Source organism: Mesorhizobium sp. LNJC394B00 (assembly GCF_000502555.1).
In the GTDB taxonomy this organism is placed as follows: domain Bacteria; phylum Pseudomonadota; class Alphaproteobacteria; order Rhizobiales; family Rhizobiaceae; genus Mesorhizobium.
In genome coordinates this window covers 343,790-362,889 of the sequence record NZ_AYWH01000001.1, presented here as the reverse complement: position 1 = coordinate 362,889, position 19,100 = coordinate 343,790, and the positions used below count along the sequence as shown (strand labels likewise).

Below are 19,100 nucleotides of genomic sequence, written 5' to 3'. Positions count from 1 at the left end.
ATTGGAGAATTCATATGCGCGCCCAGCCAACGGCATCGCACTATGTCAACGGCCGCTACATCGAGGACGAAGGCGGCGCGCCGCTGCCGGTGATCTATCCGGCGACCGGTGAGGTCATCGCCACTTTGCATTCGGCGACTCCGAACGTGCTGGAGCTCGCCATCGAAGCCGCGCGGGCCGCACAACCGGCCTGGGCGCGGATGAAGCCGGTCGAGCGTGGCCGCATCCTGCGCCGCGCCGCCGACATTTTGCGCGCGCGCAACGCCGATCTGGCGCGGATCGAGACGCTCGACACCGGCAAAGCGATCCAGGAGACGCTGGTGGCGGATGCACTATCGGCCGCCGACTGCCTCGAATATTTCGGCGGCGCGGTTGCCGCCTTCAACGGCGAGGCGATCGATCTTGGTGGACCTTTTGCCTATACGCGCCGCGAGGCGCTCGGTGTGTGCGTCGGCATCGGCGCCTGGAACTATCCGATCCAGATCGCCGGCTGGAAATCCGCCCCGGCGCTCGCCATGGGCAACGCCATGGTATTCAAGCCTTCGGAGAACACGCCGCTGTCGGCGCTGGCGCTGGCCGAGATCTACTCAGAGGCGGGCCTGCCCGACGGGCTGTTCAACGTCGTGCAAGGCTATGGCGAAGTCGGCGCCGGCCTCGTCGGCCATGATGTCGTTGCCAAGGTTTCGGTGACCGGCTCGGTGCCGACCGGCCGCAAGGTGCTGTCGCTCGCCGGTTCGAAGATGAAGCATGCGACGATGGAACTCGGCGGCAAGTCGCCGCTGATCGTGTTCGACGATGCCGATCTCGAAAACGCCATCGGCGGCGCCATGCTCGGCAATTTCTATTCGACCGGGCAGATCTGCTCCAACGGCACGCGTGTTTTCGTACAAAGCGGCATCCATGACCGCTTCGTCGACCGGCTGGTCGAGCGGACGAAAAAGATCCGCATCGGCGATCCGCTCGATCCTGAGACGCAGATGGGGCCGCTGGTCAACAAGGCGCAGCAGGAGAAGGTCGTTTCCTACATCGCGGCCGGCAGGCAGGATGGAGCAACGCTCGCCTGCGGTGGCAACGTGCCGTCGCTGCAAGGGTTCGATGGCGGCTTCTTTGTAGAGCCAACCGTGTTCACCGGTGTCACCGATACGATGCGCATTGCGCGCGAGGAGATTTTCGGGCCGGTGATGAGCGTGCTGAAGTTCGACGGCGAGGACGAGGTGATCGACCGCGCCAACGACACCGAATTCGGCCTCGCCGCCGGCGTCTTCACCCGCGACCTGCAGCGCGCCCATAGGGTGATCGCCGAACTGCAGGCCGGCACCTGCTGGATAAACGCCTACAATCTGACGCCGGTGGAAATTCCGTTTGGCGGGGTGAAGCAATCCGGCATCGGGCGAGAGAACTCGCTGGCGGCTTTAGCGCTCTATTCGCAGCTGAAGGCGGTGTATGTCGAGACCGGGGACGTGGCGAGCCCGTATTGAGGGTTGAAAGCGAAGTGACAGCTGATCTCCCCCCTTGCGGGGGAGATGGCCGGCAGGCCAGAGGGGGGTGTGACGGATCGCCACCTTTGGTCTGATCTTCGAGTAGCTGAGACGTCGGCGGGACAGCACCCCCCTCTGCCTTGCCAGGCATCTCCCCCGCAAGGGGGGAGATTGGCAGCTTCAGGCGCTCAGCTTCCCTTCTTCCCCGTCCCATCAAGATACTGCGTCAGCGCGCAGACCAGATGATAGAAGATGCTGGCCGGCACGTCCGATGCCAAGGAGCGGCCGCGTTCGTCGATGCGGTCGATCCACAGGCCGAGCGGGGCCGGATCGATGTGCCAGCGGAACAGGCGGCCGACGCGCGCCTCGATTTCCGGCTTGAGGTCGGGACCACCCGAGCCATCCAGCGCAATCGCCGCCTTGATCGCTTCGGCCTGTGGCCAGCTCCGCGACACAAGGTCGAGCGGCAGGCCCTGTCTGGAGACCGCGCCGTAGGCAAGGCCGGTGGCGCGGTTGAGGCCGTTGGCGATGGCCGAGGCGTAGAGCTTGCGGGCAAAATTGCTCAACTCGCCCTGGCCGCTGCGGGCGACGAAATCGGTGAGCAGCGAGGCCCATTCGAAATGATGACCGGGCTCGGTCCATGTGCCCTTCTCGCCGGCGGCCGGCTTCCACCCGGCGTCGAAATATTCGCCAAGCGTCCAGCTCTCGGCATCGAAGAAATGACTGCGGAAAAGGTCGATGATGCGCGCGGCGCGGCGCAGATAGGTGCGGTCGCCGGTCGCCTCATACCAGGCGAGGAAGGCCTCGAGCAGATGCATATGCGGGTTGGAGCGCCGCTCGCCCTCGCCATCGGATGTCTCGAGAAAGCCGGTCATGCGGCTGTCCTCGAGATGCGCGTCGAGGAACACGAAGGTCTCCTGGCCCAGCCGCAGCGCATCCGGATCGCCGCACATATGCGCATGCGCCAGCGCCAGCAGCACGCAGGAATGGTCGTAGGCATCCTCGGTTGGGTCGGCGACGGAGCCGTCGACATTGAGCGTGCGCACCCAGCCGCCCCGGTCCGTGCGGCCCTTGCCGGCCATGAAGGCGATGCCATGGGAGATCAGGCGATCGGCTGGACCGTCCCAGCCGCGGGCCTTGGCAACGGCGAAGGCGTAGACTTGCCTCGCCGTCGTGCGCATGCGCTTGGGCTTCAACAGCGCCTCGCCGTCGAAGCCGAGCGCCTCGTGGAAGCCGCCATGACGCTCATCGACGCCTGAAGTCGACCACAGCGGCAAGGTCTCCTCGAACAGCCAGTGATGCACGCGCCGCCGCCAGGCACCGCTTTCGATGACGCGGTCATGCGCCGGGGTGAACCTGGTTTCCAGACGGCCCGATTTTTCCAGCTGCTCGACGATCTTCTTGACGTGCTGGCTGTGACTGACCGGGGCAACGAAGGTGGCGTCCGCGGTCGAGACGATGGCGACATCCTTCATGCCGATCGCCGACAAAAGCCGGCCGTCGCTGCGGATGTAGGAGTTCTCGCAATCGATGGCGACGACATCGCCGACGACGACATTGCCCTTGGCGTCGGCGGGGCCGACATCAAGCAGCGACTGCCAGGAGCCGAGGTCGTTCCAGCGGAAGCCGGCCGGCACCATGGCGATGTCCTTGGCCCGTTCCATGATGGCGTAGTCGATCGAGTTCGACGGGATGGCGGCGTAGAGGTCGAGCGGCATATAGAGGCCGGACAGGTCGCTCGTTGCCGCCTTGTAGGCGGTTTCGGTGGCCTGCCAGATGTCGGGTTGGAAGGTGGCGAAGGCGTCGCGCATGGCGCCGGCGCGAAACAGGAAAATGCCGGTGTTCCAGTAGAAGGTGCCCGCACTGAGATAGCTCTGCGCAGTGGCGAGGTCGGGCTTTTCGACGAAGCGCGACACGTCGAAGACGCCGCCGCTTTCGGCTGCGACTTCGATATACCCATAGCCGGTCTCGGGCTGCGCCGGCTTGATGCCGAACACCACCAGACGGCCGGCAAGCGCAGCCTGGCTGCCCGCCTCGACGCTCTGCCAGAACTGCTTGGGCGTGGCGATTTCGTGGTCTGACGGCACCACCAGCACTAGGCTGTCGCCGAACTCCGACAATGTGCGCAGCGCGGCCAGCGCCACGGCGGCAGCCGTGTTGCGCCCGGTCGGCTCGAACAGCGGGCCACCGCCGGCGAGGTCGAGTCCGGCAAGATCGGCATGGACACGCTCGGCATGGCGCTCGGCGGCGATCAGGAAGATCGGCGTCTCACCTTCCGGCCGCGCCGTCAGCCGGCGCAAGGTCTTGGCCAGCATCGAGCCGTCGCCGGAGAGATCGTGGAACTGTTTCGGGTTGTCCTCGCGTGACAGCGGCCACAGCCGCGAGCCGACACCGCCGCTCATGACAAAACTGACGATGCGCTCGCTCATGAAAGGTCCAATCAGAACGTCTGGTTGTAAGCGCCGACTTCGGGGCTGCGGCGCAGCACGGCGTCGACGGCGTCGAACATCTGCCGGCGGCGCTCGGACGATACCGGGCTTTCGACAACCACGACAAGCTCCGGCTTGTTCGACGACGCCCGCACCAGCCCCCAGGTGCCATCCTCGGCCACGACGCGCACGCCGTTGACGGTGATCAGCTCGGCGATCTTCTGGCCGGCAAAAGCCTTGCCGGCGCGCTGCATCGCCTGGAAGTCCGCCACCACCCGATCGACCACGCCGTATTTCACGTCATCGGCGCAATGCGGCGACATGGTCGGCGTGCCGAAGGTCAGCGGCAGCGCGCGATAGAGATCGGCCATCGAACTTGTGGGGTTGCGGACGAGCATCTCACAAATGGCTATTGCCGTGATGAGACCGTCATCATAGCCGCGGCCGATCGGCGGATTGAAGAAGAAATGGCCCGACTTCTCGAAGCCGGCAACGGCGCCCAGTTCGGCGACCCGGCGCTTGATGTAGGAATGGCCGGTCTTCCAGTAATCTGTCTTCGCGCCGTTGGCGCGCAGGACGCTGTCGGTGTTGAACAGGCCGGTCGACTTGACATCGACGACGAAGGTCGAGCCGGGATATTGGGTTGATATGTCCCGCGCGAGCATGACGCCGACCTTGTCGGCGAAAATCTCGTTGCCCTCATTGTCGACCACGCCGCAACGGTCGCCGTCGCCGTCGAAGCCCAGCCCGACATCGGCGCCGGTCTCCAGCACCTTGTCGCGGATGGCGTGCAGCATCTGCATGTCTTCGGGGTTGGGGTTATAGCGCGGAAAAGTGTGGTCGAGCTCGACATCGAGCGGGATCACCTCGCAGCCGATGCGCTCCAGCGCCTGCGGCGCGAAGGCGCCGGCGGTGCCGTTGCCGCAAGCCGCCACAACCCTGATCTTGCGCGCGATGCGCTTGTCCTGGGTCAGGTCGTCGAGATAGGTCTCGCGAAAACCGGAGACGAAATCGTAGCAGCCGCCGCCGGCGAGATCGAAGTCGCTCGACAGCACGATCTGTTTCAGTGCGCTCATCTCCTCTGGTCCGAAGGTCAGCGGCCTCGCCGCACCGATCTTGACTCCGGTCCAGCCATTCTCGTTGTGCGATGCGGTGACCATGGCGACGGAAGGCGCGTCGAGCGCGAACTGGGCGAAATAGGCCATGGGCGACAGCGCCAGGCCAATGTCTTTCACCTTTGCGCCCGCAGCCATCAAGCCGGAAACCAGCGCCAGCTTGATGGCAAGCGAATAGGAACGGAAATCATGCCCGGTGACGATGTCGGGCCCGGCGCCAAGACGGCGGATCAAGGTGCCCAGGCCCATGCCCAGCGCCTGGACGCCGATCAGGTTCAGCTCCGGCGGCTGCGCGGAGCCGGGGTGACCGAACCACCAGCGCGCATCGTACTCGCGAAATCCCGACGCCTTGATCAGCGCTTCCGTTTCGAATTCGAAGCTGTTGGGCCGGGCGTCGCCTACGATTTTCAGGGGCAAGACAGCAAAGCTCCAGATGGCGAAAACACGATCTATCGAGGCTGCGACTTAGCACACAAGGCTTTAAGCCGGGTTTATCCCGGGAGGGAAAGCCAAGCTTTGCGGCAATGCCCAACGAAAGCCAACGAAATGCGACAGAAGCGCTGCCATTGCCGCTTGCAGGAACGGTATGCGGCGGCTATAAGCCCGCGGTCTGGTCACGGAGTGTAGCGCAGCCTGGTAGCGCACCTCGTTCGGGACGAGGGGGTCGCAGGTTCAAATCCTGCCACTCCGACCAGAAAAAACAGACACTTAGGTGTTTGTTCTCCCGAGACCCACAAGATGGCGCAATGCAAACCGGCCGCGTCGGCGTTCGCTGTCAGCATGGTGTTTTGACGCGACAACCATCCGCGCTACCTCGATAATAGGAATGCCGCCGAGACAGCGGCCCGGAACGAGGTTTGCGGAAGATGAATTTGTTGATTTCAAGCCGGCTGTCAGCGCTGCTCGCTTTGTCCCTGGCGGCAGGCTGCTCATCGCTGGGCAGCGCGGTGAACCCGGCGAAATACGACAGCATGACATGCGCCGAGCTCAACACCGCCGTAGGCGATACCGCGCGCGACATCTCGCAAACCGCCATCACCCGCGGCAAGGTCGCCAACACCAGCGTGCCGAACTGGCTGCTCGGCGGCACGCGCGTGAAGAGCGCAGTGGCCAAGCGTGAGACGGCCAGAATCGAACTGCTGAAGCAGCGGCAAGAGGCCATTGTCGCGACAAGGGCCAACAGATGCCCCAGGTCAGCGGGCTAAGCGAACTGGCCCTACCCTGACTATCTGCTGAACGTCACGCCTTAAGCACTCAGCCTGAAGCGCGTGACATCGATCGCCGCAGCCATCAGTGTCTGCGTGTAGGCGGCCTGCGGGTTGCTGAAGATCTCTTCCGTCGGGCCTTCCTCGACGATCTTGCCCTGCCTCATGACGATGATGTAGTCGGCCATGGCGCGCACCACGGAGAGATCGTGGCTGATGAAGAGGTAGGACAGTTCGTGGTCGGCCTGCAGCTTGCGCAGCAATTCGACGATCTGCTTCTGCACCGAGCGGTCGAGCGCCGAAGTCGGCTCGTCCAGCACCACCAGTTTGGGCTTCAGGATCACGGCACGCGCGATGGCGATGCGCTGGCGCTGGCCGCCGGAGAATTCGTGCGGGTAGCGGTTGCGGGCGTTGGGGTCGAGGCCGACCTCGAGCAAGGCCTCGACGGCGCGCTGGTCGCGTTGCTTGCCTGACAGGTTCGGCTCATGCACCAGAAGCCCTTCGGTGATGATCTGGCCGACGGTCATGCGCGGCGACAGCGAGCCGAACGGATCCTGGAAGACGAGTTGCATCTCACGACGCAGCGGCCGCATCGCCTGGCGGTCGGCGGTGGAGATGTCGCGGTCGCCGAAGCGGATGACACCGTCGCTGGGCAACAGGCGCAGAAGTGCGCGGCCGAGCGTCGATTTTCCCGAACCGGACTCGCCGACGATACCGATGGTCTGGTTGCGCTTCAGCCGGATCGAAATGTGATCGACGGCGCGTAGCAGCAGCGGTTCGCCGGCAAGGAAGCCGCCGCCGATCTTGAAGGTCACTTCGACATTGCGGCCCTCCAGCAGCACAGGAGCGCTGGGCGGCGGCGCCGCCTTGGTGCCGGTCGGTTCGGCGGCCAGCAGCATTTTGGTATAGGCATGCTGCGGGTTGGCGAAAAGTGCTTCCGCCTCGCCTTCCTCGACCACCTCGCCATAGCGCATGACATAGACGCGGTCGGCAAAGCGCCGGACGATGCCGAGATCGTGGGTGATAAAGACGATGGCCATGCCGAGCTTGCGCTGTAATTCGGCGAGCAGCACCAGGATCTGCGCCTGGATGGTGACGTCGAGCGCCGTCGTCGGCTCGTCGGCGATCAGGATGTCGGGGTCGTTGGCCAATGCCATTGCGATCATGACGCGCTGGCGCTGGCCACCCGACATTTCGTGCGGATAGGATTTCATCCGCCGCTCGGGATCGGGGATATGCACCAGCCTGAGCAACTTGAGCGCCTCGTTCCGTGCCTCGGCTGCGTTCAGCCCGCGGTGCTTGCGGATCGGTTCGATAAGCTGGTTGCCGATCGAATAGAGTGGATCGAGCGAGGTCATCGGCTCCTGGAAGATCATGCTGATCTTGGCGCCGCGCACCTTGTTGAGGTCGGGCTTGCTCATGGTCAAAAGGTTGCGGCCGCGATAATCGACGTGACCCGTCGCCTCGCCATTGGACGCCAGCAGGCTCATCGCCGCCATCATGGTCTGGCTCTTGCCGGATCCGGATTCGCCGACCACGGCAACGGTTTCACCTGCCTTGACGTGGATGTTGATGCCCTTGACCGCTTCGACCGCGCCGTCGAGCGTGCGGAAGCGGACGCGAAGGTCCTTGACGCTGAGGATCGTTTCGGGCGTTTCCATCGCAACGGTCCCCATTTTATTTGGTCCCCATATTATCGGTCTCTCGGATCGAGCGCATCGCGCAGGCCGTCGCCGACGAAGTTCAGCGCAAACAGCGTCGACACGAGGAAGAAGGCGGGGAACAAAAGCAGCCAGTTGGCGGTGCCGATGTTCTTGGCGCCGACCGAGATGAGCACGCCCCAGCTGGTCATCGGCTCCTGCACGCCAAGGCCGAGGAAGGACAGGAAGCTTTCCAGGATGATGACCTGCGGTACCAGCAGCGTCATGTAGATCACCACTGGTCCGAGCAGATTGGGGATGACATGGCGCAGCAGTATGCCGCGCTGGCCGACGCCCATGGCTTCGGCCGCCTGGACATACTCCTGCCGCCGGATCGACAGCGCCTGGCCGCGCACGATGCGCGCCATGTCGAGCCACAGCACCGCTCCCACCGCCAGGAACATCAGCACGAAGTTGCGGCCGAAGAACACCACCAGCATGATGACGAAGAAAATGAAGGGCAAGGAATAGAGCACGTCGACGATGCGCATCATCACCTCGTCGATCTTGCCGCCGGAAAAGCCTGCCGCCGCCCCGTAGAGGACGCCGATGACCACCGCGACAATGCCGGCAAGCAGGCCGATGGCCAGCGAGATGCGCCCTGCCATCAGCGTTCGCGAGAGAAGATCGCGACCGGTGTTGTCGGTGCCGAACAGGAAGTACTGCTGTTTGACCGACGCAGTCATAGTCAATTCGAGCCCGTCGGCCGATTTGCTCTCTATCTTGGTATCGTCGAAGGCATCGGAGCGGTCGAGATAGCGGATGTTGCGGTCGTCGATCGGTTTGGTCGAGGTGACGGTGACGGTGACGCGACTGCCGTCCAGTTTCCACTCCTTGATGTCGACGCGCATGCGCTTGACGGCATCCTTGAGCGCCGTCTCGATCATGTCGGGCTTCGGATAGGCTGAAAAGCTTGGCGGCGTGCGCACATAGTCGGCATAGATGGTGGTGTACTGATGCGGCACGAACCAGGGGCCGAAGATACTGATGACGCCAATGAAGGCCAGGTAATAGAGGCTGAACATGGCGGCGCGGTTGGCTTTGAGGCGCGCCCATGCGTCGCCCCAGAGCGAGCGGCCGACGACGGCCGGCGGAGCGGCGGCGGCTGTGATGTCGGTCATAGCGCACCCTCAGTCATAGCGTACCCTCGGGTCAACGACCGCGTACATGACGTCGACGATCAGGTTGAAGACGATGGTGAAGAGCGCGATCACCACCACGGTCCCCATCACCAGCGTGTAGTCGCGGTTGAGCGCGGCATCGACGAAATAGCGGCCGACACCGGGAATGGAGAAGATGGTCTCGACGATGACCGAACCGGTGAGCAGCGCCGCGGCTGCGGGGCCGGTGAAGGAAACGATCGGCAGGATGGCGCCGCGCAGCGCGTGCTTGACCACCACCGACCAGTCGGAGAGGCCGAGCGCACGCGCCGTTCGGATATGATGCGAACGCAAGCTCTCGATCATCGACCCGCGCATCAGGCGGGCAACGATGGCGATCTGCGGCAAGGCCAGCGTCAGCACCGGGCCGATCTTGTTGATCAATGCGCCATCACCCCAGCCGCCGATCGGCAACAGCTTCCAGGTCAATCCGAACACCAGCTGAATCACAGGAGCGATGACGAAGGTGGGGATAGTGCTGCCGGCGGTCGCCAGCGCAATCACCGTATAGTCGCCAAGCTTGTTCTGGTTGAGCGCGGCGATGGTGCCGAGCACCGAACCAAGCAGCAGCGCCAGGATCAGCGCCGAGGTGCCGAGCTGGACCGATATCGGCAGCCCCTTGGCAAACAGTTCGGTGACGGTGAAGTCAGGCAAATTGTAGCTCGGCCCGAAATTGCCGCGCAGAAGATTGCCGAGATAGTGGGCATATTGCAGCCAGAGCGGATCGTCGAGGCCGAACTGTGCTTCCAGATTGGCCCTGATCTCGGGACTGAGGCCCCGCTCCTGATTGAAGGGGCCGCCCGGTGCGACGCGTATCAGGAAGAACGCCATGGTCACGATGACGAATAGCGTCGGAATGGCGGTCAGAAGCCGCCGTAAGATGTATCGCAGCATCGGCGCCCCGCTTCGGCCAGAGCGACATACGTCCATGCGGACGCATTGCCACGCTCCGGCGCCAAATCTTCGCACCGGGCTTGCCGAAAATCGACCACGACTTTCGGACCGGTGCGATGACCGACCAGTCCGCCCCGCCCGGAGGGGGCGGGGCGGTCCAGTCAAGGATGATTATCAGTCCTTGGAGACGAAGCGGGACGGATGGATGTCCATCACATTGTCATCGAAGCCATGCAGCTTCGAGGAAACGATATCGTGGAAGCTGTAGTAGAGAAGCGGAATGTTGCCGACGTCATCGACAAGGATGCGCTCGGCCTCAGTGAGGTCCTTCATGCGCTCTTCCGGCTTGCCGCCGGCAGCCGCGGCCTTGTCCATGGCCGCCTCATATGCCGGGCTGACGTAGCTCGAATAGTTGTTGCCGCTGGCCTTGCGGGTGATGCCGAGGAAGGTCTCGGGATCCTTGTAGTCGGCGATCCAGGCGGCACGCGCCACGTCGTAGTTGCCCTTCTGCTCGAGGAAGGAATAGTGGGTCTTGGTATCGGTGTTCAGCAGCGTGATCTCGACGCCAAGCGGCTTCAACTGTTCCTGGATGGCAACCGCGGTGTTCTTGTGGTTTTCCGAGGTGTTGTAGCGGATCTCCATCTTCAGCGGATGCTCGGGCGTATAGCCGAGTTTCTCAAGGATCTTCTTGGCGGCGTCCTCGCGGTCGATCTGCGGCATGTCGGCGTATTTGGCCATTGCCGGCGTGTAGCCGGCGATGCCCGGAGGCACCATCGAATAGCCGGGCAGCATGGAATTCTGCCAGACCTTTTCGGCCAGGAAGTCGCGGTCGATCGCCATCGAGATGGCGTTGCGCAGCTCGACATTGTCCCAGGGCGCCTTGTCGGTCTTGATCGCGTAATAATAGGTGCCGAGATACGGTCCGACGCGGACCTGATCGCCGAACTTGGTCTTGAGGTCAGCGAGCTGTTCGGTCGGCAGGTCGCCGTAGCTGTCGAGTTCGCCTGCCTCGAAGCGCTTCATCGCCGAAGAGCGGTCTTCGGTCGGGATGTAGTTGACGACGTCCATCTTGACGGTCGCGGCATCCCAGAATTTCGGATTCTTGACCAGCTTCATGTGGTCGTTGGGAATCCACTCGGCCAATGTATAGGCGCCGTTCGAAACGAGATTGCCCGCCTTGATCCAGTCGGCGCCGAGCTTGTCGATCGAGGCCTTGTTGACCGGATAGGTAGCTTGGTGGGTCAGCATCTCCAGGAAGTATGGCGTCGGCGCCTTCAGCGTCACTTCCAGGGTGTTGGCGTCGATCGCCTTGACGCCCATGTCCTCGGGCTTGCCTTTCTTGGTGTTGACTTCCTCGGCGTTCTTCACGGGATAGAGCATGGAAGCGTATTCGGCGGCGGTCGTCGGATCCTCCAGCCTACGGAAGGAATAAACGAAGTCGTCCGCCGTCACCGGGCTGCCATCCGACCACAAGCCGTCCTTGCGCAGCTTGAAGGTGTAGACGGTGCCGTCATCAGATACCGTCCAGCTTTCGGCGGCGCCCGGGATGAGGTTCGTCTTCTGATCGTGCATGACCAGTCCCTGGAACAGGTCGCGTATGATATCGGCTTCGTAGACGGTCGAGGTCTTGTGCGGATCGACCGTCTCCGCTTCGGCGGCGCTGCCTCTGTTATAGACGGTCTCGGCAAGGGCCGGCGTCAGGAACGTGCCTGCGGCAAAGGTCATGGTCGCGGCGACAAGCGTCGCCTTCAGCATATTTTTCAGCATGAAGTCTCTCCCTGTGGCGCTGCCCATCGGCTGCGCCTTACGAGTGTTGACGCCCCGGAACCGATTTCTGGCCCCTTCGAGCGCGCCGCCGGTTCCCGTTCCGGCAGCTGGTGGCAGGAGACTAGACAGACGGAAATATTATTTCAACCGAGTCTTGCTTGACGCTAAGTGAGCATCCTCACCCTAAACCAGCCATAGCTAATCTATATTACCAGGTTCAATTGGGTGCAGCTTGCGGTTGTCCTGCAATTTTGCATTTTGCCCTCAGCAGTTGTCATTAGCGCAACCATCTGGAAACATTCCGGGAATGCAGTTCGTGGCGAAGCTCAACGAAAGTACCTAAGAAGCCCGAAAATGAAAAACGTGGCGCCGGTGACGTTGCGCGGATCACTCGGCACGGTTGCATGCGGACTCGATCTTTTGAAGCCGGACGGCGTCCCTGAAAGATCAGCCAACCTTGCCGACAAACCAGCCCAGGGCCGGCAGCAACAGCCCCTCCTCCTGCAGGACGGCACCGCCACCCAGAGCGATCGCCTCGACAGGCTGGAGATCCGGCGGCAGCCGCCAGTCGGCCGGCTTGTCGGCGAAATTGAAGACGCAGAGCAATATCTCGTCCTCGCCCTGCCGGATGAAGGCAAGGACATCGCCGTCGGTATCGAGAAAGCGGATCGGGCCCTTGACCAGCGCCAGATGCGCCTTGCGCAAGGCGAGCATCGTCCGGTAGCCGGCGAGCACGGACTTGTCGTCGGCGTTCTGGATATCGACCGCCCGAGCGCGGTGGCTTTCCGGCACCGGCAGCCAGGGTTTTCCCGAGGAAAAACCGGCATTGTCGGCGCCCGCTTCCCAGACCATCGGTGTGCGGCAGCCGTCCCTGCCCTTTACCCCCGGCCAGAAACGGATGCCGACGGGATCGCGCAGATCCTCGAAGGTCAGTTCCGCCTCCTCCAGCCCAAGCTCTTCGCCTTGGTAGAGACAGATCGAGCCCCGCAGGCAGGAGAGCAAAGCGATAGCGAATGTCGCCACCGCATCTGGATCGCCGCCCGGCCGCGTCCAGCGGCTGACATGGCGCACGACATCGTGGTTGGAGAACGCCCAGCAGACCCAGCCGTCGGCGACAGCTGCCTCGAAGGCCTCGACGCAGCCGCGCACATGGGCGGCTGAGAATTGCGGGCCGAGCAGGTCGAAGGTGTAGCACATGTTGAGCTTGTCGCCGCCGGATGTGTAGGCGGCCAGCGTCTGCAGCGAGCGGCCTTCGTCGCCGACCTCGCCGACACTGGCGCGGCCGTCATATTCGTCGAGCAAAGCGCGGAAGCGCCTGAGGAAATCGAGGTTTTCCGGTTGCGTCTTGTCGAACAGGTGCTCCTGGAAGAGATAGGTGTTGGTTTCGCCGTTGGTGCCGGCGACGCTCGACGCCAGCGGCGGGTTGCTGCGCAGCCAGCGGTCGTGGACATAGTAGTTGACCGTATCCAGGCGGAAGCCGTCGACGCCGCGCTCGAGCCAGAACCGCACCGTCTGCAACAACGCGTCTTGAACCTCAGGATTGTGGAAGTTGAGGTCCGGCTGCGAGGCGAGGAAATTGTGCATGTAGTATTGCCGGCGGGTCGCGTCCCACTCCCAGGCCGGGCCGCCGAAGACCGACAGCCAGTTGTTGGGCGCGTTGCCGTCCGGCCTGGTGTCGGCCCAGACATACCAGTCAGCCTTGGGATTATCCTTGCTGGCACGGCTCTCTACAAACCATTCGTGCTTGTCGGAGGAGTGCGACAACACCTGATCGATGATCACCTTCAGGCCGAGCCTGTGCGCCTCGGCAACCAGCGCGTCAAAGTCGTCGAGCGTGCCGAACATCGGATCGACCGCCTGATAGTCGGAGACGTCGTAGCCCATATCGGCCATTGGCGATTTGAAGAAGGGCGACAGCCAGACGGCGTCGACGCCGAGCGAGGCGACGTGCGCCAGCCGTGAGGTGATGCCTGAGAGGTCGCCGCTGCCGTCGCCGGTGGTGTCCTGGAAGGAGCGAGGATAGATCTGGTAGATGACGCAGCCGCGCCACCAGTCGGCGCTCTGTTCGGGTCCCGGCTGGGCATTGTCGTCGGCCATCACGGACCCTTCCTGGCGCGGGCCTTTGCGGTCCGGCGCTCGATCATGAAACTGACACTGCGGCCGGGCAGCGGCCACGCGAGGTCGACCGCTTGCGCTTCAACAGCCGGCTGCCATTCAAACCCTTGCCGCGCGGGCAGCGTGAAGACGCATTGGCGGCGATCGCCATTGACGATCACAGCCAGGCGGCCTTCCCCGCCATCGCCGAGCAGCATGACGAGGCGATGGCGCGAGCCATCGTTCCAGTCGGCTTCGCTGAGCGGCGCNTGAGCGGCGCGCCGGTCTCGGTCAGCCAGGCGACGTCGGGCGTTTCAGAACCGGCCGGCGGCTCTCCGGTCAGGAAGCGCGTATCGGAAAGCGCCGGCACCGCGCCGCGCAGAGCTGCGAGCACGGACACATGGGCTTCCAGCCCGACGTCGCGCCCGGCCCAGTCGAGCCAGGTGATGGCGTTGTCCTGCGCATAGGCGTTGTTGTTGCCCCCTTGCGTGCGGCCGAATTCATCGCCCGCCGTCAGCATGATGGTGCCGCGCGAGGCAAATAGAGTGGCGAGCAGCGCGAAGCGATCATGGGAACGGGCCTCGGCAATCGCCTTGTCCGAGGTTTCGCCCTCGACGCCGTTGTTCCAGGACAGGTTCTCATTGTGGCCGTCGCGGTTCTTCTCGCCATTGGCCTGGTTGTGCTTGGCTTCATAAGCGACGATATCGGCCAGCGTCATGCCATCGTGCGCGGCGATGAAGTTGACCGTGCGGCTGGCGGATTGGCCCTCCCTGCCGAACACATCGGAGGAGCCGGCGAGCCTTGTCGCCAGCGCACCGACCGCGCCGGCATCGCCGCGCCAGAAGCGCCTGACGTCGTCGCGGTAGCGGTCGTTCCATTCCAGGTATGGCGGCCGGAAATTGCCGAGCTGATAGCCATTCGGGCCGATGTCCCACGGCTCGGCGATCAGCACCCTATCGGCAAGCAGAGGATCGCCAGCGATGGTATCGAGCAACGGGGCCGCCGGATCGAATACGCCAGCGACGCGGCCGAGGACCGGCGTCAGGTCGAAGCGGAAACCGTCGACGCCGGCATGGCGGACGAAATGGCGCAGCGTGTCGAGTACCATGTCGCGAACGACCGGATGGTCGCAGGCAATGGTATTGCCGGTGCCGGTATCGTTGGCCAACCTGCCGTCCGGCTCGCTGCGGTAGTAGGCTTGATTGTCGAGGCCGCGCAGCGACAGCGTCGGCCCGAGCCGGTCACTTTCGCCGGTATGATTGAAGACGAGATCGAGGATGGTGCCAATGCCAGCCCTGCGCAGCACCCTCACAGTATCGCGCAACTCGGCGAGGCCGCCGGGCGCCAGGCGCGGGTCGAGCGCCATGAAGGTGACTGGGTTGTAGCCCCATGCGTTGCTGAGGCCGAGCGGCGGCAAATGGCGCTCATCGATCCATGCCGTCACGGGCATCAGCTCAACGGCGGAGACGCCGATCTTTCTGAGGTGTTCGAGGATGGCCGGATGCGCAAGTGCCGCAATGGTGCCGCGCTGCGCTTGGGGCACGTCCGGATGCAGTCTGGTGAAGGAACGGACATTGAGTTCGTAGATCAGACCGCCCGGCTGGAACAAAGGCGCCTTGGCCGGCAGCGGCTTGGGCAGCGCGCGGGCGACGGTCTTCGGCATCAGCGGCGCGGTATCGGTGCCTTCGTTGCGCCGGGCGGCAAGCCGCCAATGATGCTGGTAGGGCCGGTCGATCTCGACGGCGTAGGGATCGGTGAGCAGCTTGTCGGGATCGAACCACAGCCCGCGCTCCGGCGCATATTCGCCGTCGGCGCGAAAGCCGTAGCGCGTACCCGCGGCAAGGCCGGCGACGAACAGCGCATGGACGCCCTCGCTTTCCGGCTGAAGTTCGAGCCGGTCGATTTCACGGGCGCCGGTGTCGTCGAAGATCGACACCCACAGGCGCCGCGCGGATGACGACCAGGCGGCGAAGCGGATGCCTTCGGGAGTGACGGTTGCGCCGAGCTGGGTCATCGGCGCATCCTCCACTCTCCCCCTTGTGGGGAGGGTCGCGAACGAAGTGAGCGGGGTGGGGGTCGGCGCGGGGAAAGCGCTTTACGAGCACCCCCAACCCGATCCGCTGCGCGGATCGACCCTCCCCACAAGGGGGAGGGTAAAGACGTCACCACCCTCAAGTAATCACGCTCGGCTTGTTGCGCCCGGTGTGGCTCTTGATCCCGGCGATATCATCGGCAGCCGCGATCAGGTCAGCGAGCGCCTCTTGCGTGTCGAGATCATGCCGCGCTCTGTCCGGCTCGTAGCGCTCGATGTAGACGCGCAGCGTAGCACCCGACGTGCCGGTGCCGGACAAACGAAACACGACACGCGAGCCGCCTTCGAACAGGATGCGGATGCCCTGGTTCTTGCTCACCGAACCGTCGACGGGATCGTGATAGGCGAAGTCGTCAGCATTGGCGATCTTCAGGCCGCGCACGCTGGTGCCGGGCAGCGAAGCGAGCTTCGCGCGCAACTCGTCGACCAGGGCGTTGGCGCGCTCGGTTTCGACCTCCTCATAGTCATGACGTGAATAGTAATTGCGGCCGTAGGTCGCCCAATGTTCGGTGACGACGTCCTTGCAGCTTTCGCCGCGCACGGCCAGGATGTTCAGCCACAACAGCACCGCCCACAGCCCGTCCTTTTCACGGACATGGTTCGAGCCGGTTCCGGCGCTTTCCTCGCCGCAGATCGTTGCCATGCCGGCATCGAGCAGATTGCCGAAGAACTTCCAACCGGTCGGCGTTTCGTAGATGCCGATGCCGAGCTGTTCGGCGACGCGGTCGGCAGCGCCGCTGGTCGGCATCGAGCGGGCGATGCCTTTGAGGCCGTCCTTGTAGCCCGGCGCCAATTGCGCATTGGCGGCAAGCATGGCCACCGAATCCGACGGGGTGACGAAAATGCCCTTGCCGATGATGAGATTGCGGTCACCGTCGCCGTCGGAAGCGGCGCCGAAATCGGGCGCATCCGGTCCCATCATCTCGTCATAGAGATGCTTGGCGTGGACCAGGTTCGGATCCGGGTGATGGCCGCCAAAATCCGGCAGCGGCTTGTAGTTGCGGCAGGTGCCATTCTCCGCGCCGAGCCGGCGCTCGAGGATTTCCTTGGCATACGGGCCTGTGACCGCATGCATGGCGTCGAAGCGCATGCGGAAGCCGTATTTGAAATTGGCGCGGATGGCGTCGAAGTCGAACAGGCTCTCCATCAATTCGGCATAGTCGGTGACCGGGTCGATAATCTCGACCGCCATGCCGCCGGCGGTCACCGTGCCGATCTTGTCGATGTCGATCTGGTCGATGTCGGCAGTCTTGAAGCTCGAAATCGTCTTGGTCTTTTCGAAGATCGCGTCGGTCAGCTTTTCCGGCGCCGGGCCGCCATTGCCGGCATTGTACTTGATGCCGAAATCCTCGTGCGGGCCGCCCGGATTGTGACTGGCCGACAGGATGATGCCGCCGAAGGTCTTGTATTTGCGGATGACATGCGACGCCGCCGGCGTCGACAATATGCCGCCCTGCCCGACCATCACCTTGCCGAAGCCGTTGGCCGCCGCCATGGCGATGGCCTTCTGGATGACCTCGCGGTTGTAGAAGCGGCCGTCGCCGCCGATCACCAGCGTCTTGCCCTCAAAGCCCTCCAGCGCGTCGAAGATCGACTGGATGAAGTTCTCGGCATAGTGCTCCTGCTGAAAGACAGGCACCTTCTTGCGCAGGCCGGACGTGCCGGGTTTCTGGTCGAGATAGGGTTTGGTGGCGACGGTCCGGATCATGCTTCAGGCAACCCTTTTCGAAAGCAGCAGGCGGTAGAGTTCAACGTATTTGTCGGCGCTCTTGTCCCAGGAGACATCGGCCTTCATGCCCTGGCGCTGGATCTGTTCCCAGACGGCCGGGCTCGAATGCGCATCGACCAGCCGGCGGATGGCGTGCAGCATGGCGCCGCCACTATTGGGCGCGAACTGGAACCCGGTGGCGACACCTGCCGAGATCGCTGCTTCATTGGCGTCGATAATGGTGTCGGCAAGGCCGCCGGTGCGGGCGACGACCGGCACGCAGCCATAGCGCAGGCCGTAAAGCTGGGTCAGCCCGCAAGGCTCGAAGCGCGATGGGATGACGATGGCGTCGCAGCCGCCCTGCATGGTGTGGGAAAGCCCCTCGTCATAGCCGACGACGACGCCGACACGGCCGCGATGGCGGGCGGTTGCAGCCAGCAGCGCGCCTTCCAGGCCGGCGTCGCCTGAGCCGAGGATCGCCAGCCGCGCGCCGGTGGCGACGACGCCGTCGACCACAGCCGCCAGTATGTCCATGCCCTTCTGCCAGGTCAGCCGGCTGACGACGCAGACGATCGGACTGTCGTCGCGCTCGAGGCTGAAGCGGTCCTCGACAACCGCCCGGTTGGGAAGGCGAGCCTTCAGCGTCGCGGCGGAGTAGGCCGACACCAGATGCTTGTCGGTCTGCGGGTTCCAGATGTCGGTGTCGATGCCGTTGACGATGCCGTAGAGGTCGGAAGAGCGCATGTTGATGAGGCCGTCGAGGCCCATGCCGAATTCCGGCGAGCGGATTTCCTGGGCATAGGTGGGGCTCACCGTGGTGATCGCCCAGGCCGCCTGCAGGCCGGCCTTGAGGAAGCCGACGCCGCCATAATATTCGACGCCGTCAAGCGCCATCGCCGCGGCCGGCAAGCCGAGCTCGCCAAAAATGCCGGCGCCGAACTGACCCTGGAAGGCAAGATTGTGCACGGTGATCAGCGACGGTACGCCGACCGCCTTGCCGTAGCGCATATAGGCCAGCGTCATCGCCGACTGCCAGTCATGGGCGTGGACGAGATCCGGCTGGTAGCCGGAAATGGCGCCGCCGGCGATATCGCCACCGACCTGGCTCAGCGCAGCAAAACGCCGCCAATTGTCGGGCCAATCGGCGCCGGCCGCATTGCCGTAAGGGCCGCCGGGACGGTCGTAGAGATGCGGCGCGTCGAGCACGAACAGGTCGAGCCCGGCGATCTTGACGGCATGGACCGAAGCCTTGCCGCCCTGCAGCAGCGGGTATTGGTAGACAGCCTTCTTTTTCTTGAAGGCGTCCATCACCTGGGGAAAGCCGGGGATGAGCGTCCGCATGGTCACGCCCTTGGCGGCCAGCGCGATCGGCAATGCGCCGGTCACGTCGGCAAGTCCGCCGGTCTTGATCAGCGGAAATATCTCGGGCGTGACCGACAGAACCTGCATGCGTTTATG

11 protein-coding genes, 1 tRNA gene and 1 pseudogene are annotated in these 19,100 nt (G+C 63.8%); 3 read left to right on the top strand and 10 right to left on the bottom strand.

What is annotated here, in order from left to right; all coding sequences use genetic code 11:
* The first annotated feature begins 14 nt into the window (after positions 1–14).
* Positions 15–1,478 (top strand): betaine-aldehyde dehydrogenase, encoded by a 1,464-nt coding sequence (betB, locus tag X751_RS161700; RefSeq protein ID WP_023743710.1) that lies wholly within the window; start codon positions 15–17, stop codon positions 1,476–1,478.
* Positions 1,479–1,666: 188 nt separating this feature from the next.
* Here betB and X751_RS161705 read toward each other — a convergent pair whose 3' ends face one another.
* Together X751_RS161705 and X751_RS161710 are read right to left on the bottom strand one after the other, a co-directional pair.
* A complete protein-coding gene (locus tag X751_RS161705; protein ID WP_023743709.1) occupies positions 1,667–3,907 on the bottom strand; it encodes a mannose-1-phosphate guanylyltransferase/mannose-6-phosphate isomerase in 2,241 nt (746 codons plus the stop codon).
* A gap of 11 nt (positions 3,908–3,918) precedes the next feature.
* The gene (locus X751_RS161710) at positions 3,919–5,439 is read right to left on the bottom strand and encodes a phosphomannomutase/phosphoglucomutase (protein ID WP_023743708.1); all 1,521 of its coding nucleotides are present in this window, start codon (positions 5,437–5,439) and stop codon (positions 3,919–3,921) included.
* Between the two features lie 200 nt (positions 5,440–5,639).
* Between X751_RS161710 and X751_RS161715 the strand changes: the two genes are divergently transcribed.
* Together X751_RS161715 and X751_RS161720 are read left to right on the top strand one after the other, a co-directional pair.
* A tRNA-Pro gene (locus tag X751_RS161715) sits at positions 5,640–5,716 on the top strand.
* Between the two features lie 172 nt (positions 5,717–5,888).
* Positions 5,889–6,227, top strand: coding sequence for a hypothetical protein (locus X751_RS161720; protein ID WP_023684572.1), 339 nt, complete (start codon positions 5,889–5,891; stop codon positions 6,225–6,227).
* A gap of 41 nt (positions 6,228–6,268) precedes the next feature.
* Here the strand turns inward: X751_RS161720 and X751_RS161725 are convergent, their stop codons facing one another.
* The 8 genes and pseudogenes from X751_RS161725 to glgA form a co-directional block, all read right to left on the bottom strand.
* Entirely contained in the window at positions 6,269–7,888 is a 1,620-nt protein-coding gene (locus X751_RS161725) for an ABC transporter ATP-binding protein (RefSeq protein WP_023702233.1), read from the bottom strand.
* Positions 7,889–7,920: 32 nt separating this feature from the next.
* Positions 7,921–9,048 carry an ABC transporter permease subunit gene (locus X751_RS161730; protein WP_023743707.1) on the bottom strand — a complete coding sequence of 376 codons (1,128 nt, stop codon included), beginning with the start codon at positions 9,046–9,048 and terminating at the stop codon, positions 7,921–7,923.
* A gap of 9 nt (positions 9,049–9,057) precedes the next feature.
* Positions 9,058–9,981 (bottom strand): ABC transporter permease subunit, encoded by a 924-nt coding sequence (locus tag X751_RS161735; RefSeq protein WP_023684574.1) that lies wholly within the window; start codon positions 9,979–9,981, stop codon positions 9,058–9,060.
* Positions 9,982–10,155: 174 nt separating this feature from the next.
* A complete protein-coding gene (locus X751_RS161740) occupies positions 10,156–11,748 on the bottom strand; it encodes a peptide ABC transporter substrate-binding protein (RefSeq protein WP_023743706.1) in 1,593 nt (530 codons plus the stop codon).
* A gap of 447 nt (positions 11,749–12,195) precedes the next feature.
* Positions 12,196–13,845, bottom strand: a complete 1,650-nt coding sequence (locus X751_RS161745) for an alpha-glucosidase family protein (protein ID WP_023743705.1) — start codon at positions 13,843–13,845, stop codon at positions 12,196–12,198.
* Positions 13,845–15,856: pseudogene (gene glgX / locus X751_RS01000000163400) on the bottom strand (glycogen debranching protein GlgX). Before glgX ends, X751_RS161745 begins: the two are co-directional and overlap by 1 nt.
* A gap of 157 nt (positions 15,857–16,013) precedes the next feature.
* Positions 16,014–17,642: an alpha-D-glucose phosphate-specific phosphoglucomutase gene (locus X751_RS161750; RefSeq protein ID WP_023684576.1), complete on the bottom strand. Its 1,629-nt coding sequence runs from the start codon at positions 17,640–17,642 to the stop codon at positions 16,014–16,016.
* Positions 17,643–17,645: 3 nt separating this feature from the next.
* Entirely contained in the window at positions 17,646–19,091 is a 1,446-nt protein-coding gene (gene glgA, locus X751_RS161755) for a glycogen synthase GlgA (RefSeq protein WP_023684577.1), read from the bottom strand.
* Positions 19,092–19,100 lie beyond the last annotated feature (9 nt).